This window comes from Streptomyces sp. NPDC090022 (assembly GCF_044748145.1).
Taxonomy (GTDB): Bacteria; Actinomycetota; Actinomycetes; order Streptomycetales; family Streptomycetaceae; genus Streptomyces.
The window spans coordinates 524,834-542,699 of record NZ_JBIVFN010000004.1; the positions used below are offsets into that span (position 1 = coordinate 524,834).

General features: G+C 75.2%; 18 protein-coding genes and 1 other RNA gene. 8 read left to right on the plus strand and 11 right to left on the minus strand.

The window, feature by feature from the left end; all coding sequences use genetic code 11:
- Nucleotide 1 precedes the first annotated feature (1 nt).
- The 3 genes from ACIPXB_RS12770 to ACIPXB_RS12780 all read right to left on the minus strand — a co-directional run bounded on the left by ACIPXB_RS12770 (nucleotide 2) and on the right by ACIPXB_RS12780 (nucleotide 2,407).
- Nucleotides 2-559, minus strand: coding sequence for a GNAT family N-acetyltransferase (locus ACIPXB_RS12770; protein ID WP_401448146.1), 558 nt, complete (start codon nucleotides 557-559; stop codon nucleotides 2-4).
- A 32-nt stretch (nucleotides 560-591) separates the two neighbouring features.
- A complete protein-coding gene (locus tag ACIPXB_RS12775) occupies nucleotides 592-1,476 on the minus strand; it encodes a PhzF family phenazine biosynthesis protein (protein ID WP_401448148.1) in 885 nt (294 codons plus the stop codon).
- 157 nt (nucleotides 1,477-1,633) lie between these two features.
- The gene (locus ACIPXB_RS12780) at nucleotides 1,634-2,407 is read right to left on the minus strand and encodes an SDR family oxidoreductase (RefSeq protein WP_401448149.1); all 774 of its coding nucleotides are present in this window, start codon (nucleotides 2,405-2,407) and stop codon (nucleotides 1,634-1,636) included.
- 107 nt (nucleotides 2,408-2,514) lie between these two features.
- On the opposite strand from ACIPXB_RS12780, the gene ACIPXB_RS12785 reads away from it, so the two are divergent.
- Both ACIPXB_RS12785 and ACIPXB_RS12790 read left to right on the plus strand, forming a co-directional pair.
- Nucleotides 2,515-3,846, plus strand: coding sequence for a Bcr/CflA family multidrug efflux MFS transporter (locus tag ACIPXB_RS12785; RefSeq protein WP_401448151.1), 1,332 nt, complete (start codon nucleotides 2,515-2,517; stop codon nucleotides 3,844-3,846).
- A gap of 9 nt (nucleotides 3,847-3,855) precedes the next feature.
- The gene (locus ACIPXB_RS12790; RefSeq protein ID WP_401448153.1) at nucleotides 3,856-4,845 is read left to right on the plus strand and encodes a small ribosomal subunit Rsm22 family protein; all 990 of its coding nucleotides are present in this window, start codon (nucleotides 3,856-3,858) and stop codon (nucleotides 4,843-4,845) included.
- Between the two features lie 226 nt (nucleotides 4,846-5,071).
- Here the strand turns inward: ACIPXB_RS12790 and ddaH are convergent, their stop codons facing one another.
- The gene (gene ddaH, locus ACIPXB_RS12795; RefSeq protein ID WP_401448155.1) at nucleotides 5,072-5,884 is read right to left on the minus strand and encodes a dimethylargininase; all 813 of its coding nucleotides are present in this window, start codon (nucleotides 5,882-5,884) and stop codon (nucleotides 5,072-5,074) included.
- Nucleotides 5,885-6,011: 127 nt separating this feature from the next.
- Here ddaH and ACIPXB_RS12800 point away from each other — a divergent pair, with 127 nt between their 5' ends.
- Complete coding sequence (locus ACIPXB_RS12800; RefSeq protein WP_401448157.1) at nucleotides 6,012-6,617, plus strand: TetR/AcrR family transcriptional regulator; 606 nt, start codon at nucleotides 6,012-6,014, stop codon at nucleotides 6,615-6,617.
- A 153-nt stretch (nucleotides 6,618-6,770) separates the two neighbouring features.
- Nucleotides 6,771-7,520 (plus strand): bifunctional DNA primase/polymerase, encoded by a 750-nt coding sequence (locus ACIPXB_RS12805; protein ID WP_401448159.1) that lies wholly within the window; start codon nucleotides 6,771-6,773, stop codon nucleotides 7,518-7,520.
- A gap of 87 nt (nucleotides 7,521-7,607) precedes the next feature.
- Here ACIPXB_RS12805 and yaaA read toward each other — a convergent pair whose 3' ends face one another.
- Entirely contained in the window at nucleotides 7,608-8,408 is an 801-nt protein-coding gene (yaaA, locus tag ACIPXB_RS12810) for a peroxide stress protein YaaA (protein WP_401448162.1), read from the minus strand.
- A gap of 127 nt (nucleotides 8,409-8,535) precedes the next feature.
- Here yaaA and ACIPXB_RS12815 point away from each other — a divergent pair, with 127 nt between their 5' ends.
- Together ACIPXB_RS12815 and ACIPXB_RS12820 are read left to right on the plus strand one after the other, a co-directional pair.
- A complete protein-coding gene (locus ACIPXB_RS12815) occupies nucleotides 8,536-9,981 on the plus strand; it encodes an RNB domain-containing ribonuclease (protein WP_401448163.1) in 1,446 nt (481 codons plus the stop codon).
- Nucleotides 9,959-10,273 (plus strand): hypothetical protein, encoded by a 315-nt coding sequence (locus tag ACIPXB_RS12820; RefSeq protein ID WP_401448165.1) that lies wholly within the window; start codon nucleotides 9,959-9,961, stop codon nucleotides 10,271-10,273. Before ACIPXB_RS12815 ends, ACIPXB_RS12820 begins: the two co-directional genes overlap by 23 nt.
- Here the strand turns inward: ACIPXB_RS12820 and ACIPXB_RS12825 are convergent.
- Together ACIPXB_RS12825 and ACIPXB_RS12830 are read right to left on the minus strand one after the other, a co-directional pair.
- Entirely contained in the window at nucleotides 10,255-11,097 is an 843-nt protein-coding gene (locus tag ACIPXB_RS12825) for a hypothetical protein (protein WP_401448167.1), read from the minus strand. The two genes, ACIPXB_RS12820 and ACIPXB_RS12825, sit on opposite strands and share 19 nt — an antisense overlap.
- Entirely contained in the window at nucleotides 11,094-11,873 is a 780-nt protein-coding gene (locus ACIPXB_RS12830) for a MerR family transcriptional regulator (RefSeq protein ID WP_401448169.1), read from the minus strand. The genes ACIPXB_RS12825 and ACIPXB_RS12830 overlap by 4 nt, the downstream gene beginning before the upstream one ends.
- A 77-nt stretch (nucleotides 11,874-11,950) precedes the next feature.
- Between ACIPXB_RS12830 and rnpB the strand changes: the two genes are divergently transcribed.
- Nucleotides 11,951-12,351, plus strand: an RNA gene (gene rnpB, locus ACIPXB_RS12835) — RNase P RNA component class A.
- 75 nt (nucleotides 12,352-12,426) lie between these two features.
- Here rnpB and ACIPXB_RS12840 read toward each other — a convergent pair.
- From ACIPXB_RS12840 to ACIPXB_RS12850, 3 genes are read right to left on the minus strand one after another with little or no spacing between them, the layout of a single operon-like run.
- A complete protein-coding gene (locus ACIPXB_RS12840) occupies nucleotides 12,427-13,905 on the minus strand; it encodes a bifunctional RNase H/acid phosphatase (protein WP_401448317.1) in 1,479 nt (492 codons plus the stop codon).
- Nucleotides 13,902-14,645 (minus strand): zinc ribbon domain-containing protein, encoded by a 744-nt coding sequence (locus ACIPXB_RS12845; RefSeq protein ID WP_401448319.1) that lies wholly within the window; start codon nucleotides 14,643-14,645, stop codon nucleotides 13,902-13,904. Before ACIPXB_RS12845 ends, ACIPXB_RS12840 begins: the two co-directional genes overlap by 4 nt.
- Complete coding sequence (locus ACIPXB_RS12850) at nucleotides 14,642-15,499, minus strand: Nif3-like dinuclear metal center hexameric protein (RefSeq protein ID WP_401448170.1); 858 nt, start codon at nucleotides 15,497-15,499, stop codon at nucleotides 14,642-14,644. The genes ACIPXB_RS12845 and ACIPXB_RS12850 overlap by 4 nt, the downstream gene beginning before the upstream one ends.
- 172 nt (nucleotides 15,500-15,671) lie before the next feature.
- Here ACIPXB_RS12850 and ACIPXB_RS12855 point away from each other — a divergent pair, with 172 nt between their 5' ends.
- A complete protein-coding gene (locus tag ACIPXB_RS12855; RefSeq protein WP_401448172.1) occupies nucleotides 15,672-16,847 on the plus strand; it encodes a hypothetical protein in 1,176 nt (391 codons plus the stop codon).
- Between the two features lie 67 nt (nucleotides 16,848-16,914).
- Here ACIPXB_RS12855 and ACIPXB_RS12860 read toward each other — a convergent pair whose 3' ends face one another.
- Entirely contained in the window at nucleotides 16,915-17,856 is a 942-nt protein-coding gene (locus ACIPXB_RS12860) for a 3-oxoacyl-ACP reductase (protein ID WP_401448175.1), read from the minus strand.
- Between the last annotated feature and the right edge of the window lie 10 nt (nucleotides 17,857-17,866).

The following is a 17,866-nucleotide window of genomic DNA, read 5'->3' on the forward strand; positions in this document are numbered from 1 at the left end:
GTCACCAGAGGCGGTCCACCCGGCCCGGGTGGAGGGGGATACGGGTGGCCGTGAAGGCCGTGGGGTCGGCGGCGGCGCCCGGGAAGTCGGCCAGGACCACCTTGTCGAAGCCGGGGCCGTCCGTGGCCAGCGGATCGTCCGGGGTCCCCCCGACCAGCACGGTCCCCGGCAGCACGGTGAACCCGGCGCTCTCGTAGAGGCCGGCGAGCGGCCGGTCGCAGCTGAACAGCACCACGTCCAGGCCGGGTACGCCGCGCAGCTCCCGCCGCGCCGCCGCCACCAGCCGTGCCCCGTACCCCCGCCCGCGCAGCGCCCGCCGCGTCACGACCGCGCTCAGCCCGGCCGCCCGGTAGGTCCGCCCCGCGTGCCGGATCTCCTTGAACAGCAGCGCCAGGGACGCGGCCACCGTGCCGTCGTCGGCGACGAGCAGCAGGGCGCGCGGCGCCAGCGCCGGGTCGTGCCCCGGGGTGGCCCCGGGCCAGGCCTCGTCCTCCAGGGCCGCCACCTGCGCGGCCAGGCCCGCCGGTACGTCGGCCTCCGCGAAGCTCAGGATCCGCACGCCGCCGCCCGTCCCCTTCCCACCCCGGTCCCTCATACGATCCGGGCGCCCGCGCCGCCGACCCGGACGCGCGGGTCACCGGCGCGCAGTTCGACCGTCAGGACGCCCGGGCGTCCCATGTCCTCGCCCTGGTGCAGGGTCAGGACGGCGTCCGCCGGAACCAGGCGCAGCTCGCGCGCGTACGCCCCGAACGCGGCGGCCGCCGCCCCGGTGGCCGGGTCCTCGACGACCCCGCCGACCGGGAACGGGTCGCGGACGTGGAAGACGTCACGGCCCGCCCGGTACACCAGCTGGAGCGTGGTCAGGTCCAGGCGCCGCATCAGCGCCTCCAGCCGGGCGAAGTCGTACGCCAGATCGGCCAGCCGGGCCCGGGTCGCGGCGCCGAGCACCAGGTGCCGGGCCCCGGCGTACGCGATCCTGGGCGCGAGCTCCGGATCCAGGTCGGCCTCCGGCCAGCCCAGCGCGGCCAGCGCCTCGGCGAGGTCGTCGGCACCGACCTCCTCGACGTACGGCTCGACACTGGTGAGGGTGGCCCGCAGGCCCCCGCCCCCGTCGGTGCCGTCCCCGTCGGTGCCGGTGGCGGTGACGGACACCGGGACCGTGCCGGCGGGCGTGGCGAACACCAGCTCGCCGGGGCCGATCCGCTCGGCGAGCGCCACCGCCGTGGCGACGGTGGCGTGCCCGCAGAAGGGCACCTCCGCCTTGGGGCTGAAGTACCGCACGGTGAACCCGCGGCCCTCCGGGGCCCCGAGTCCGGCGGGCGGCGCGGTCAGGAACGCGGTCTCGCTGTAGCCGAGTCCGGCGGCGACGGCGAGCATCCCGGCCTCGTCCAGCCCCGAGGCGTCGAGGACCACGCCGGCGGGATTCCCGCCTTCGGGGTCGGCGGAGAACGCGGTGTAGCGAAGGATCTCGGTCATGATCGCCTCAACCCGCCCCGGTGACCCGGCATTCCCGGTCCCGATGACCACGCCCGCACGGCTGAGCCCGGCCCACCCGGCTCGGCCCCGCTCAGCCCGGCCCACCCGGCCCGGCCCGCACGGCCCGCCCGGCCCAGCCCGCACGGCGCCGCCCGGCTCAGCCCCGCCCGATGTACGGCATCGTCGTCGCCATGACCGTCGCGAACTGCACGTTCGCCTCCAGCGGCAGCTCCGCCATGTGCAGCACGGTCCGCGCCACGTCCGCCGCGTCCATCACCGGCTCGACCGCCAGCTGCCCGTTCGGCTGCAGAATGCCCGTCTGCATCCGCTCGGTCATCTCCGTCGCCGCGTTGCCGATGTCGATCTGGCCGCACGCGATCCGGTACGGCCGGCCGTCCAGCGACAGGGACTTCGTCAGGCCCGTCATCGCGTGCTTCGTCGCCGTGTACGCCACCGAGTGCGGCCGCGGCACGTGCGCCGAGATCGAGCCGTTGTTGATGATCCGGCCGCCCTGCGGGTCCTGTTCCTTCATCTGGCGGAACGCCGCCTGCGCGCACAGGAACGAGCCGGTCAGGTTCACGTCCACGACCTGCTTCCACGCCTCGTACGTGAGGTCCTCCAGCGCCACCCCGCCGGGCCCGAACGTACCGGCGTTGTTGAACAACAGGTCCAGGCGCCCGTACCGGTCGCGCACCGCCGCGAAGAGCGCGGCCACGTCCGCCGGGTCGCTGACGTCCGCCCGCACCGGCAGGACGTCCGCGCCGGGGCCGGAGGCCCGGGCCGCCGCGGCCGCCGTGGCCTCCAGCGGCTCCTGCCGCCGGCCGGCCACCGCAACGGCCCAGCCCGCGCCGGCCAGCGCGAGCGCGACGGAACGGCCGATTCCGGAACCCGCTCCGGTGACGACAGCGATCTTCTTCCCGCGTGCGTTCATGAGGCCGCAGGCTACGGCAGCGACGGCGGGGAGCCCGGGACGTTCCGATTGCTGAGAACATGGGTCGGTCAGGGGTGCGATTTTGCGATCAGAGGACTGGAGCTCCCATGTCGGAAAGAGGCGACGGCCCCACCCGGGCCGCCACCCCCGCGATACCCGCCGTCACACCCCCTGAGAAGACCGGCCCGGCCGCCCGCCGGACCGGTCTGCTCGTCACCTTCATCCTGGGCGGACTCACCGCCCTCCCGCCGCTGTCCATGGACATGTACCTCCCGGCCCTGCCGGAGGTCACCACCGCCCTGTCCAGCCCGGCCGCCACCATCCAGCTGACCCTCACCGCCTGCCTCGCCGGCATGGCCCTGGGACAGCTGGTGATCGGCCCGATGAGCGACAAGTGGGGCCGCAGGCGCCCGCTCCTCATCGGCATGGTCGTGTACGTCCTGGCCACCGCCGTCTGCGCGCTCGCGCCCACCGCCGAGCTGCTCATCGCCTTCCGGCTGCTCCAGGGGCTGGCCGGCGCCGCCGCCATCGTCATCGCGCGGGCCGTCGTACGCGACCTCTACGACGGCGTCGAGATGGCCCGGTTCTTCTCCACCCTGATGCTGATATCCGGCAGCGCGCCCATCGTCGCCCCGCTCATCGGCGGCCAGGTGCTCCGCTTCTCCGACTGGCGCGGGGTCTTCCTCGTCCTCACCGGCGTCGGCGCGCTCCTGACCCTGCTGGCGTGGCGCGGGCTCGGCGAGACGCTCCCGCCCGAGCGGCGCCAGACCGGCGGCGTCGGCGCGGCGCTGCGCACCATGCGCGGGCTGCTCGCCGACCGGGCCTTCGCCGGCTACACCCTGGCCGGCGGCTTCGCCTTCGCGGTCCTCTTCTCGTACATCTCCGCCTCGCCGTTCGTCGTCCAGGAGATCTACGGGGCCTCGCCGCAGGCGTTCAGCCTGCTCTTCGGCCTCAACTCGGTCGGCCTGATCGCGGTCGGCCAGATCAACGGCAAGCTGCTGGTGGGCCGGGTCAGCCTGGACAAGGTGCTGGCCGTGGGCCTCGCGGTCATCACGGCGGCGTCCGTGGCCCTGCTGATGATGTCGGCCGGGGTGTTCGGGACGGTCGGGCTGGTGCCGGTGGCGGCCGCGCTGTTCGTCCTGATGTCGGCGATGGGCCTGGTCCTGCCGAACACCAACGCGCAGGCCCTGATGCGCACCCCGCACGCGGCGGGTTCCGCCTCCGCGCTGCTGGGCACCTCCTCGTTCCTGGTCGGCGCGGTGGCCTCGCCGCTGGTCGGCATCGCGGGCGAGGACACGGCGGTGCCGATGGCTGTGGTGCAGCTGGTGTGCTCGCTGCTGTCGGTGGCCTGCTTCGTGGGGCTGTGCCGGCCGTGGCGGGAGCGGGAGCCGATGGCGACCCCCGAGGGGGTGGCCGACCCTGCGGCCGGGGCGCCGTAAAATTCCCAGGTGAACGCCTCCCCCACCGCTGATGCCCTGCGCGCCGCCCTGGCCGGTCTGCTCGACGGGCTGCCGCCGAAGCAGGCCGCGGCCGCCGTCGAGCGGCTGATCGCCAACTACCGGGGCCGTACGCCCACCGACGCCCCGGTCCTGCGCGACCGCTCGGACGTGGCGGCGTACGCGGCGTACCGGATGCCGGCGACCTTCGAGGCAGTACGGGCGGCACTCGACGCCCTCGCGACCGCCGCGCCCGCGTGGTCCCCGGCGTCGCACGTCGACGTCGGCGGCGGCACGGGGGCGGCGACCTGGGCGGTCGACGCCACGTGGGAGGGCCCGCGGGAGACGACCGTCCTGGACTGGGCGGAACCGGCGCTGGCCCTGGGCCGCGAACTCGCGGCCGCCTCCGGCTCCCCGGTGCTGCGCGCGGCGCAGTGGCGGCGCGCGGTGATCGGGGCGGGGCTGGCGCTGCCGGAGGCGGACCTGGTCACGGTCTCGTACGTCCTGGGCGAACTGACGGAGACCGCGCGCGCGGCGGTGGTGGCGGAGGCGGCGCGGGCCGGGCAGGCGGTGGTCGTCATCGAACCGGGCACCCCGGAGGGCTACCTCCGTATCCGCGCGGCGCGGGACGCGCTGATCGCGGCGGGGATGCGGGTGGCGGCGCCGTGCCCGCACGACGGGACGTGCCCGATCGTGGTGGGCGAGGACTGGTGCCACTTCTCGGCGCGGGTCAGCCGGTCGTCGCTGCACCGGCAGGTGAAGGGCGGGTCGCTGGCGTACGAGGACGAGAAGTTCAGCTACGTGGCGGCGGTGCGGATGCCGGCGGGGCCGGCGGTGTCCCGGGTGACGCGGAAGCCGCAGATCCGCAAGGGCTTGGTCCTGCTGGACCTGTGCGGGCCCGACGGCCTGCGCCGCGAGACGGTGACGAAGCGCCACGGCGACCTCTACAAAGCGGCCCGCGACACCCCCTGGGGCGCCCCCTGGCCCCCGTCCAACCCCTGACCGTCCCCGGGCCCGCCCCCGGGCCCCCATACGTGCGCTTCGCGCCCGTGCGCTCAAACGCCGCGCGGGCTGGACATGCCGCTGCGCGGCATCCCAGCCCCGCCGGCTTTTGAAGCACAGGGGCCCCAACCCGGCCCCGCCGGCGTTTGAGGCGCGGGGGTACGGGGCAGCGGCCCCCGGCCCCGCCGGCCGGGGTGGCCGGCGGGGGGACGGGGGCCTGCCACCGTCAGGACGGGCGGAGCTCCTGCGTGCAGCACTTCACGCTGCCGCCCCCCTTCAACAACTCCCCCAGGTCCACCCCGACCGGCTCGAACCCCCGCTCCCGCAGCAGCGGGAACAGCCCCACCGCCGCCTGCGGCACCAGCACGTGCAGGCCGTCCGACACCGCGTTCAGGCCCAGCGCCGCCGCGTCCGCCGGCTCCGCCAGCAGCGCGTCGGGGAAGAGCCGTTCCAGGACCGCCCGGCTGCCGGGCGAGAAGGCCGGCGGGTAGTACATGATCTCGTCGCCGTCCAGCACGCACAGCGCCGTGTCCAGGTGGTAGTACCGCGGGTCCACCAGGTCCAGCCCGATCACCGGCCGTCCGAAGAACTCCTGCGCCTCGTCGTGCGACAGCGGGCTGGACCGGAAGCCCCGGCCGGCCAGGAGGTAGGTGGCGGTGACCGCGAAGTCGCCCTCCCCCTCGTTGATGTGCGAGGCCTGGTGGACCTCCCGGAAACCGTGCGCCACGAACCAGTCCGCGTGCGCCTCCGCCTCCGCCGCCCGTTCCGGGTAGGCGAAGCGGGCGACGAGCACCCGGTCGTCGATGACGGTGGCGCCGTTGGCCGCGAAGACCATGTCCGGCAGGGCGGGGTCGGGGTCGAGTTCCTCGACGGTGTGGCCGAGCGACCGGTAGCGGTCCCTCAGGCCTTCCCACTGGGTGAGTGCGAGGGGCAGGTCCACCGGTTTCGTGGGATCCATCCACGGGTTGATGGAGTACGTGACCTTGAAGTGCGCGGGTGGGCACATCAGGTACCGCCGGGGTGTGGCGTCTCTGCGCAAAGAAGGCTCCTCACGGGATGAGAGTCACAGAATCGTCTCTCCTCAACGGGTGAGCGCGCAGTGAACTGATCGGGTGGTTTATCCGACCATTAGAAGACGAGACGTCTCGCATTGGTACCGTGAGCCCATGGTGAAGACCCCTGACGCCTCCCGCCGCAGCGACCGATCCCGCCGCGCGATCCTCGACGCCGCACTCGCCCTCGTCGGCGAGGTCGGCTACAACAAGCTGACCATCGAGGCCATCGCCGCCCGCGCGGGCGTCGGCAAGCAGACCATCTACCGCTGGTGGCCCTCCAAGGCGGCCGTCCTGCTCGACGCCTCCCTCGCCCTGGCCGGCGACGCCGAGGCGGAGGGCGGCTGGGAGGGGTTCCCCGACACCGGCGACCTCGCCGCCGACCTCAAGAGCGTGCTGCGGGCGACGGTCGACGAGTTCAACGACGAGAAGTACGAGGCTCCGGCCCGCGCCCTGACCGCGGCCGGCGCCACCGACCCCGCCCTCGGCGCGGAGTTCACCCAGAAGCTGCTGGAGCCGCAGCTCGCGCTGTACGAGGAGCGGCTGCGCACGGCCCGCGAGGCCGGCCAGCTCGCCGAGGACACCGATCTGCGGCTGGCCGTCGAGATGCTGCTGGGCCCGCTGACCTACCGCTGGCTGCTGCGCACCGCACCGCTCACCCACGCCTTCACGGACGCGCTCGTCGACCGCGTGCTGGACGGAATCGGGAAGGTGTCGTAGATCACCGGCACGTCAGGCCGGGAACGTATGGCTGAAATGTGCCGTTATGTGATGGTTCTGTGATGGCCGGGGTGCGGAAGTGCGGTCATACGGGCCTCCGGATGGTGGGACGATGGGGGGATCTGCCGGGGACAACGGTTGGCGAGGGGATAGATGGGGTCTGAGTCCGGCCGCTTCAAACGCGGTGAGCAGAGCAGGATTTCCCAGTGGCTGCGTCGGCGGCAGAAGCCCACCGCCGAGGACCCGGGCCGGGAGCGTGAGGCGCTCCTGCTGTCCGTGGCCGCCGCGGGCCTGCCGCTCGCCCCCGCCGCCCATCCCGCGGGATACCGATGTTCGTGCGAACGCATCGGCTGTCCCACCCCCGCGCGACATCCGCTGTCCTTCGCCTGGCAGACCCAGTCGACGACCGACCGCGCGCAGATCGAACGCTGGGCGCGCGCCCAGCCCCAGGCCAACTTCATCACCGCGACCGGCATGGTCCACGACGTGCTGGACGTCCCGCTGGAGGCGGGCCGCTCCGCCCTCGACCGGCTGCTCGCCGCCGGCATCGCCGTCGGCCCCGTCGCCGAGTCCGGTGGTGCGGGCGACCAGGCCCGGATGCTGTTCTTCACCGCCACCCGCGGCACCCCCGAGGACGAGGACGAGTGGTGGCCCTGCGAGCTGGACTGCCACCCCGAGACCATGGACGAGCACCCGGGCCTGCGCTGGCACTGCCGCGGCAGCTACGTGCTCGTACCGCCGGCCGCCCTGCCCGGTGAGCTGTCCGTGACCTGGCTGCGGGGCATGGAGCACCCGCTGCCGGACCCCCTGACGCTGCTGGAGACCCTGACGGACGCCTGCGCCCAGCACGCGGGTACGTCGGACCACGACCCGCACGCGGTCGCCTGGCCCCTGGGCCGCTGACCCCGTCCCGGGCCCTCCCCCGGACTCCGTCCGGGAGGACCCCCAGCGCCTCGATCGCCGGCGGGGCGTGAGTACGGGGGCACGGGGTCAGTGGATCCGGGTGACCACCACGTCCAGCGACCACGCCTTCGCCGGCTTCGCCGGGGGCTCCGCCTCCACCACGTACCCCAGGTCCCGCAGGGCCGTGACCAGCTCTGCCGGGGTCGCGGGGGCGGCGCCCTCGGTCAGCAGGTCCCGTACCAGCCGCCCCTTGGTCGCCTTGTTGAAGTGGCTCACGACCGACCGCTTCTCCACGCCGTCGACCACCTGCGCGTGCAGCACCCGCACGGTCGCCGTGCGCCCGGCGACCTCGCCCTTCGGCTTCCACGCCGCCGCGTACGCCGACGACCGCAGGTCCAGCACCAGCCCGTCCCCGGCCGCCTGCGGCATCACCTCGGCCATCGGGGTGCGCCAGTACGCGCCCAGCGCGCCGAGCCCGGGCAGCTTCACGCCCATGGAGCAGCGGTACGACGGGATCCGGTCGGTGATCCGCACCGCGCCCCACAGCCCGGAGAACACCAGCAGCGAGCGGTCCGCCCGCGCCCGCGCGTCCGCGTCCAGACCGGCCAGGCCCAGCGCGTCGTAGAGCACCCCGGTGTAGATCTCACCGGCCGGCCGCGCCACCGCACCGCGCAGCCCGGCGTTCTTGGCGACCTCGCCCCGCAGGCCCTCGCTCAGCCCCAGCACCTCGCGGGCCTTGTCCTCGTCGGCCGCGCACAGCTCGACCAGCTCCTCCAGTACGGCGGCGCGCGCCGCGGCCAGCCCCGGCAGGGACAGCTCCGCCGCCTTCAGCGGCGCGCCGGAGCCGCCGGTGGCCTTTCCTTCGGACGGCGGCAGCAGCACGAGCACAGTGGTTCTCCTTCGGTACGGACGCGGCGCGGGGAGTGCGGCCCCGCGCCAGGGTAAACCGCCGCGGCCCCGCACCCCCGGCCCGTCTCGCCGTGCCGCCCGCCCCCCGCCGCCCTAGGCTCGACCCATGCCACGCCGCCACATGCACATCACCGGCGCAGAGGGAACTGCCCTGCGGGCCGCGCTGCGTGACCTGCGGACGAAGCTGGGGGTGCCCGCCGCGTTCCCGGTGGCGGCCCTGGCCGAGGCGGAGAGCGCCGCCAGGGCCCCGCGGCTGCCCGCCGAGGACGCCACCGAGATCCCCTTCTTCACCATCGACCCGCCGGTCTCCGTCGACCTCGACCAGGCGATGCACCTGGCGCGCCGGCTCTCCGGCTCAGGCTTCCGCGTGCACTACGCCATCGCGGACGTGGCCGCCTTCGTCACCCCCGGCAGCGCGCTCGACGCCGAGGCGCACCGCCGCGTCACCACCCTCTACTTCCCCGACGGCAAGGTGCCGCTGCACCCGCCCGTGCTGTCCGAGGGCGCCGCGAGCCTGCTGCCCGACCAGACCCGCCCGGCGCTGCTGTGGCGGATCGACCTCGACTCCGAGGGCCGGGTGGAGAAGGCGGACGTGCGCCGGGCGCTGGTCCGCAGCCGGGCCAAGCTCGACTACGACGCCGTACAGAAGGCCATCGACACCGGGACCGCCGAGGAGCCCCTCGCCCTGCTCCGGGACGTCGGCCGGCTGCGCGAGGAGCTGGAGGCCGAGCGCGGCGGGGTCTCCCTGAACGTCCCCGAGCAGGAGATCACCGAACGCGAGGGCCGCTTCTTCCTCGGCTACCGGGCGCCGCTGCCCGCCGACGGCTGGAACGCGCAGATCTCCCTCATGACCGGAATGGCCGCCGCCGACCTCATGCTCGCCGCCGGTACGGGCGTGCTGCGGACGCTGCCGCTGGCCCCGGACGGCGCGGTCGGCCGGCTGCGCCGCACGGCCGCGGCGCTGCGGATCGACTGGCCGCACCACGTGCCGTACGCCGAGCTGGTCCGCTCCCTCGACCCCCGGCAGCCCGCGCAGGCGGCCTTCCTCCAGGAGTGCACGGCGCTGCTGCGCGGGGCCGGCTACACCCTCTTCACCGGCGGCGAGACCCCGACACCCGCCGTGCACGCGGCCGTCGCCGCCCCGTACGCGCACTGCACCGCGCCCCTGCGCCGCCTGGTGGACCGGTACGCGTCGGAGCTGTGCGTGGCGGCCGCGGCGGGCAAGGCGGTCCCGGAGTGGGTCCTGACCGCGCTGCCCGGCCTGCCCGAGGAGATGGCCGGCGGGGCCCGCCTGGCCAACGCCGCCGAACGCGCCTGCGTCGACCTGGTCGAGGCGGCGCTGCTGAAGGACCACGTGGGCGAGACCTTCGACGCCACGGTGATCGACGTCGACGAGCAGGAACCGCGCACCGGCACGGTCCACCTCGAAGAACCGGCCGTGGTCGGCCGCGTGGAGTCCGCCGCGGCCCCCCTCCCCCTCGGCGGCCACGTCCGCGCCCGGCTGCGCCAGGCGGACCCGGGACGGGCCAGTGTCCTCTTCACGACGGATTGAGGGCACCTCCCGCGGGGACACCCCCGCGCCGCGGCCCTTCATCGCCTTCGCCGTGCTGATCGTGGTCCTCGGCGGGCTGCTCCTGATACCGCTGGTCCTGTCGCTGGTGCGCAGGCTCACCGCCTGGAACCGGCGCCGGCGCGCCGGGCGGCCCACCTCGCCGCGCCGCCCGTCCGTACGCCGCGTCCCCGGCCCGCGCCGCGCGCCCGACGGGGCCGGCCCGGGCCGGGGAGCACAGCGGACAGCGGGCGCGGAGCCGGGCTCCGGGGCGGACTACCGGCGCGTGGGCTGACCCAGCGCCGCGACGAGCGCCCGCGGGTCGTCGGCGTGGAAGCGGAGCACCGTGGCCTCGGCCACCGCGCCCAGCGGGCGGACGACGGGCACCGGCCGGGTGAGTTCCAGGGTCACCGTCGTCTGGCCGCCCACGATCAGGTCCAGGCTGCCGTCCTCGGCCGGCGTCACCAGGCGGCCCTGCGGGTAGCGGCGGTCGACGCGGGCCGAGGCGATGGCGTCCGCCGGGACGGTCACGTCGACCAGGGCGCCGTAGCGCAGCCGCAGGGTGCCGTCCCGGGCGACCACGTGGGGCCGGGTCACGCAGGCCGCGTGCATGGCCAGGATGATCAGGATGCCGTAGACGTCCAGGACCAGGACCACCCGGTGCACGGCCGGCCAGGGGATGACCAGGGCCAGGACGACGGTCTCGACCACCGACACGAAGACCATCCCGTACATCATGGCCGTCTGCGGCTCGGTGTAGCGGGCGGCGTGGTCGCCCTCGCGCACGCCGTGCCGCCGCCGGGCGATCCACAGGCACAGCGAGACCATGGCCCGCAGTTCGTGCAGCAGCAGCCGGCGGACCTGGACCGGGACGACCGTCCGCAGCGCCGAGCGCGCGGCCGGCCCGGGGCGCAGGCCGGCGGCGCGTTCGGCGGCGTACAGCCCGCGCAGCACCCAGATCTCCAGGACGAGCACGCCCAGCACCAGCAGCTCCGTGGCCGCCAGCACGGCGGACGGTATCCGTACGCCCGCCACCACCACGACCACCAGCAGCAGCTCGGCGGGGATCACGGCCGCCACCGCCCACCGCGCCACCCGCGGCCCCAGCACACCCGTCACGTCGCCCCCCGTCCCTCGCCGCCCGTGCGGCCCTCGCGGCCCTTGCGGCTGCCCTTCGCCATGAACGCCTCCATCACCCGCCGTACGACCTCCGCCTGCGCCGGCGCGTAGTCCGCCAGCAGGGCCTCCTGGAACCCCGGCACCACCGGCCCGTCCGCGTGGACCATCGCGAAGACCTCGTCCGGGACCGCCGCGACCAGCTCCTCGGCGAGCACCGCGATCCGCGGGTCGTCGACGCCGGCGTCGGCCAGCGCGTCCAGGCGCTCGTACAGCCCGAGCACGGCCGGATCGGAGGCCAGCGCTCCGAGCAGGCCGTAGAGCTCCTCGCCCCCACTGCCCCTCGTGTCGAGGAGCAGCAGGTGTTCGCGGTCCTTGGCGGCGGACGGCGAGTCCGTCGGGGGCGCCTTCGCCAGCAGGGCCGCGAGCGCGGGCGAGACCGGGTCGACCTCGCCGGGCGACGCGGCCAGCAGCGCCGCCAGCCGCAGCCGCCGCTCGCGGAGCTCCGCCTCCTGGCGGGCCAGGTCCGCGTCGAGCTCTTCGAGTACGTCGGCCAGCTCGCGCCCGGCGTCGTCCGCGAGGACGTCGCGCACCTCGTCCAGGCTCAGGCCCAGCTCGGTGAGCCGGCGCACGCGCGCCAGCAGCACGGCGTCGCGCACGCTGTAGGCGCGGTAGCCGTTGGCCTTCCGCTCCGGCTCCGGGAGCAGCCCGACATGGTGGTAGTGCCGGATCGCCCGGGTGGTGACCCCGACGAGTGCGGCGATCTCTCCGATCCGCATGCCCCCAGTAGAAACGTTGCCGCTGCGTCAAGGTCAAGCCGCACGCGCACGGGCCGGTAACATGGTCCACCGCAGAACAAGCGGAGTGGACGGCCGCGTCGGGGCTTCGCGCCCCGCCGAGGAACGTCCGGGCTCCACAGGGCAGGGTGGTGGGTAACGCCCACCCGGGGTGACCCGCGGGACAGTGCCACAGAAAACAGACCGCCGGGGGCTTCGGCCCTCGGTAAGGGTGAAACGGTGGTGTAAGAGACCACCAGCGCCTGGGGTGACCCAGGCGGCTAGGTAAACCCCACCCGGAGCAAGGTCAAGAGGGATCCTCCCCGGAGGGTCCTGCGCGGACGATCGAGGGCTGCCCGCCCGAGTCCGCGGGTAGACCGCACGAGGCCGGTGGCAACACCGGTCCTAGATGGATGGCCGTCTCCCCGGCGACCGCGAGGTCACCGGGTGACAGAACCCGGCGTACAGCTCCGCTTGTTCTGCTTCTTCACGGTCTGCACGCCGCAGGGCCCGCACACACCGTGTGCGGGCCCTGCGGCGTGCCGGGCGCGGGCGCTCAGCGCAGGTGCGAGGTGTCGTTCAGCAGCCGCAGCGAGGCGTTGCCGTCGGCGTAGTACGCCACCGCCGACAGGGAGGCCGCCGAGAGCTCCATGCGGAACAGGGACTCCGGCGGGGCGCCCAGCGCGAGGCGGACCAGCGTCTTGACCGGTGTCACGTGCGTGACCAGCAGGACGGTGCGGCCCGCGTGGGCGGCGAGCAGCCGGTCGCGGGTCGCCGCGACGCGGCGGGCGACGGTGGCGAAGCTCTCGCCGCCGCCGGTCGGGGCGGCCTTGGCGGAGGCCAGCCACGCGTCGAGGTCCTCCGGGTGGCGCTCCTTGACCTCGGCGAAGGTCAGGCCCTCCCAGGCGCCGAAGTCGGTCTCGCGCAGCCCCTCTTCGACGGTGACCGGCAGGCCGAGGCGGTCGGCGACGGTCTGCGCGGTCTCGCGGCAGCGGCGCAGCGGGGAGGTGACGATCGCCTGGATCGTGCCGCGCGCGGCCAGGGCCGCGGCGACGGCGTCCGCCTGGCGGCGGCCGGCGGCGGACAGCTCGGGGTCGGTACCGCCACTGCCGGAGAACCGCTTCTGCGGGGTGAGGGCGGTCTCGCCGTGGCGCAGCAGCACGAAGGTCGCCGGGGTCCCGAGGTCGGGCCCGGCCCACCCGGGGCCGGCCGCGGGCGCGGCGGCCCGCCCGGCGACGTCCGCCACCTGCGCCCCGGCCGCGCGGGCCGCCTCGCGGTCCCGGTCGACGGCGGGGCCTCCCGCGGCGGTCGGCGCGGTGGCGCCGGCCGCCATGACCGTGCCGGGGCCGAAGAGCGCCTCGGCCGCCTCGGCCGCCTGTGCCTCCCGGGCCGCCTCGGCCGCGGCCGGATGCGCGGCGCCCGCGACGGGAACGCCCTGTGCGCCCCGGGACGGGTCGGCGGCCCCGGCCGGAGCCGTGGTGCGGGCCGCGGTCAGGGCGGCGCGGGCCGCCGCCGCGCCCGCCGCCGCGTCGCCCGGCGGGCCCGCCGGGGCCGGGGGGCGGGACAGCGCGCGGGCCGCCGAGGTGTCCAGGGCGGCCGAGGACGCGGCCGGCTCCCACTGCCCGCCGCGCTTGCCCGCGTCCATCGCCTCGTTGGCGAGCCGGTCGGCGTGCTTGTTGCGCTCGCGCGGGATCCACTCGTACGTCACCTGCGCGCCCGGGAGGATCCGGGCCGCCTCGGCGGCCAGCGGCTTCATGTCCGGGTGCTTGATCTTCCAGCGGCCCGACATCTGCTCGACGACGAGCTTGGAGTCCATGCGGACGGTGACCTGCGCGTCCGGCGACAGCTCGCGCACCGCCTTCAGGCCCGCGATCAGGCCCTTGTACTCGGCGACGTTGTTCGTCGCGACGCCGATGTACTCGGCGCGCTCGGCGAGCGTCTCGCCCGTCGCGGGGTCCAGGACGACCGCCCCGTAGCCCGCGGGGCCCGGGTTGCCCCGGGACCCGCCGTCCGCCTCGACCACCAGCCGCATCAGATGCCCGAGTCCGCCGTACGGACCAGGATGCGGCCGCAGTTCTCGTGGCGCACCACCTTGTTCGCCGCGGCGGCCTTGACCTCGTTGACCTCGGCGATGTCCAGCTCGATCTGGCAGCCCAGGCAGCGGCGCTGGTACAGCTTGGCCGCGCCGACGCCGCCCTGCTTGACGCGGATCTTCTCGTACAGCGCGACCAGGTCGGCCGGGATGGACGAGACGATCAGCGCCCGGTCCTTGGTGACGGTCTCGGTCTCGGTGTCGAGTTCGGCGGTGGCCGCGTCCCGGCGGGCGGTGGCGTCGTCCGTCCTGGTCTGGAGGGAGGCGACCCGCTCGGTCAGCTCGGCGACCCGCTCGGCGGCGGACTCGCGGCGCTCCATGACCTCCAGGACCACGTCCTCCAGGTCGCCCTGGCGCTTGGCGAGCGAGGCGATCTCGCGCTGGAGGTTCTCCAGGTCGCGCGGCGAGCCGACCGCGCCCGAGTCCAGCCGCTGCTGGTCGCGGACCGCGCGCTGGCGGACCTGGTCGACGTCCTGCTCCGCCTTGGTCTGCTCGCGGGCGGTGTCGCTCTCCTCGGTCTGCGCGGCGACGAGCAGGTCGCGCTGCTGGACGAGGTCCTTGGTCAGGGAGTCGAGCTCGGCGTGCTCGGGCAGCGACCTGCGCTTGTGGGCGAGCTGCGACAGCCGCACGTCCAGGGCCTGGACGTCGAGAAGTCGGATCTGGTCGGCGGGCTCGGCGTTCAGTTGGGGGCTCCAGAGATAGAAGGGGAGGGATCGGACGGCGCGTGGGCCGTCCAGGGGTCGGTGACCGTGCGCGAGACGTGGGTCCGCAGACCCCAGCCGTGGCGCTCGGAGACGGCGTCGAGCTGGGCCGCGGCCTGCTCGCACCAGGGCCACTCGGTGGCCCAGTGGGCGGCGTCGACGAGGGCGAGCGGGCTCTGCTCGCGGGCCTCGGAGACGGGGTGGTGGCGCAGGTCGGCGGTGAGGAACGCGTCCACTCCGGCGGCCCGTACCTGCTCGAAGAGGCTGTCGCCGGAGCCGCCGCTGACGGCGACGGTACGGATCAGCCGGTCCGGGGCGCCGGCGACCCGGACGCCCTGCGCGGTACGGGGCAGCCGGGCCGCGGCGCGGGCGGCGAACGCGGCGAGCGTCTCGGGGTGGTCGAGCTCGCAGATCCGGCCCAGGCCCCGGCGGCCCGCCGGGTCGGTCGGGTCGGGCACGAGGGGGCCGGTGACGCGCAGGTCGAGGGCGCCGGCGAGGGCGTCGGAGACGCCCGGGTCGGCGGTGTCGGCGTTGGTGTGGGCGACGTGGAGCGCGATGTCGTGCTTGATCAGCGTGTGCACGACCTTGCCCTTGAAGGTGCCGGCCGCGACGGTGGTGGTGCCGCGCAGGTAGAGGGGGTGGTGGGTGACGATCAGGTCGGCGCCCAGCTTCACCGCCTCGTCGGCGATCTCCTGGACGGGGTCGACGGCGAAGAGGACCCGGGACACCTCGGCGTCGGGGTCGCCGCACACGGTTCCGACCGCGTCCCACTGCTCGGCCCGCTGAGGGGGCCACAGAGCGTCGAGCGCGGCGATGACTTCACTGAGACGGGGCACGGCCCAAGGCTACCGTCCGCCGCGGCCGCCCCGCCGACCAGCGGTACCAGCACAATCGCGCCGGTCGCCACCGGGGAATCGCCGGGCGGCCACCCGTATGTGTGAAGCGGATTGGCTCCGGTTGTTCGGCAAGAAATGCGAAAACTAGCTTCTCACCGGAGGTGACGCACGGATGACTGCCTGTGCTGTGGCTGGGTCGGTTTCGGTGCCGGGGTCGATGACGACGTCGGTGAGCGCGTTCACGATCGCGGCGGACGGTTCGTACGCCGCCCGGCTGGCCGGGGAGGGTGAGGCCCGCTACCCGGAGCGCTGGACCCTGGGCGGCCCCGAGCCGTACGCGGTGCCGCTGCCGCTGGGGCAGCCGGAGGAGGCGGACAGCGAGGTGCTGCCGCTGGCGGACGGGCGGGTGCTGATCCACCGCCGGGTGGCCGACCGGCACGCGTTCGCCCTGCTCTACCCGACGGGGCCGCGCACCGGTGAGCTCCCGCTGGGCGCGGTCGAGCCGCCGGACGGCACCCGGGTGACCCTGCTGCCGCCCGCTCCGGACGGCAGCAGCGCGTACGCGCTGGCGGTGGGCGGGGAGTCGACGACGGTGTGGCGGGTGGCCGGGGCCGCCTTCGGGCCGGAGCGGGTCGCGCACGTGCCCGGCCGCTGTTCGGGCGGGGTGTGGCTGGACGGGCAGGGCCGGCTGCTGGCCCTGGACCGCGAACTCGACGGCCGGACCAAGGCCGTCGCGGTCGACCTGGGCCGGGGCGGCGAGGTCTCGCCGCTGCTGCAGATCGCGGAGTCGAGCGACGACCGGCTGCTGCTGGCCGACGCGGACAGCGGGCTGCTGCTGATCCGCTCGGACGCGCCGGGCGAGGAGCGGCTCGGCTGGGGCGTCCTGGGCAGCGCCCGCCCGGTCCGGTTCCCGGAGTGCCTGCGCGGGGTGGGCCGGTCGGCGGTCCCGTTCGCGGTCCAGCCGGGCCAGATGCTGATGCCGGAGGCCTGCGGGGTCGCACTGCGGCTGGCCGGGCCGGGCGGCCCGGATCGCGGCGAGGGCGGGGACGGCGGCGCCGGGTTCGGCGGGTTCGGTGACGCGATCGCCCTGTGGCGGCCTGCCGACCGGCACGTCTTCCGGCTGGGCGCCCCGGCCGGCTGGCTCGGCGGGGCGGGGCTGTGGACCCGCGAGGGCCGCCTCAGACTGCCGTACGCCACCCCGGACGTCCCGTGCGGCGTGACCTCCCTGGCGCTGCCCGACGGCCCGCCCCCGGCGGTGCACCTCACCCCGCCCCCGGCGGCCCCCGCCGCCCCGCGCCCGGTCCCGCTCCAGCAGGCCCCGCTGAAGGGCCGCATGGCCCTGCGCTGAGGCCCGCCGGAGAGACCCCGGCGGAGGGACGCCGACGGAGAGACCCGGCGCCGGGGCGGGGCAGACGCTAGCCGTGTTTGAGGGCCAGGACCTCCGCCGCCGCGAAGGTCTCGTCCGCCGGGCGGGCGGCGTAGTGGGGGGTGAGGACCTCGTCCAGTTCCTCGAAGGAGAACGCCTCCTTCGTGGTGTCGAACTTGGCCGCCACCCGGGGGCGTTCCATGACGACCACGATCCCGCCGTGCACCACGAACAGCTGCCCGTTGGCCCGCGCCGACGCCGGTGAGGCGAGGTAGCCGACCAGCGGGGAGACGTGCTCGGGGGCCAGGGCGTCCAGCTTGCCCTCCTCCGGGACCTGGAAGCCGGCGAAGACGTCCTCCGTCATCCGGGTGCGGGCCCGCGGGCAGATGGCATTCGCCGTGACGCCGTACTTGGCCAGGGCGAGCGCCGTCGACGTGGTGAGCCCGACGATGCCGCCCTTGGCCGCCGCGTAGTTCGGCTGGCCGGCCGACCCGCCGAGGAAGGCCTCGGAGGAGGTGTTGATGATCCGGCCGTACACCGGGCCGCCCGCCGCTTTCGACCGCTCCCGCCAGTGCGCGGAGGCGAAGTGGGTGGTGTTGAAGTGGCCCTTGAGGTGGACCCGGATCACCGAGTCCCACTCCTCCTCCGACATCGAGAAGACCATCCGGTCCCGCAGGATGCCCGCGTTGTTGACCAGGATGTCGAGCTTGCCGAAGGTGCCGGTCGCCAGCTCGATCAGCTCGCGCGCCTGCCCGAAGTCGGCCACGTCGCCGAGGTGCGCCACCGCCTGACCGCCGGCCGCCCGGATCTCGGCGGCGACCTCCTCGGCCGGGGCCGCCGAGGCCTCGCCGGAGCCGTCCCGGCCGCTCTGGCCGAAGTCGTTGACGACCACGCTCGCGCCGAGCCGGGCGAGTTCGATCGCCTCGGCCCGCCCGAGCCCGCGGCCGGCGCCGGTCACGACGGCGGACAGTCCCTCAAGGGGGAGCGACATGCCACGTTCC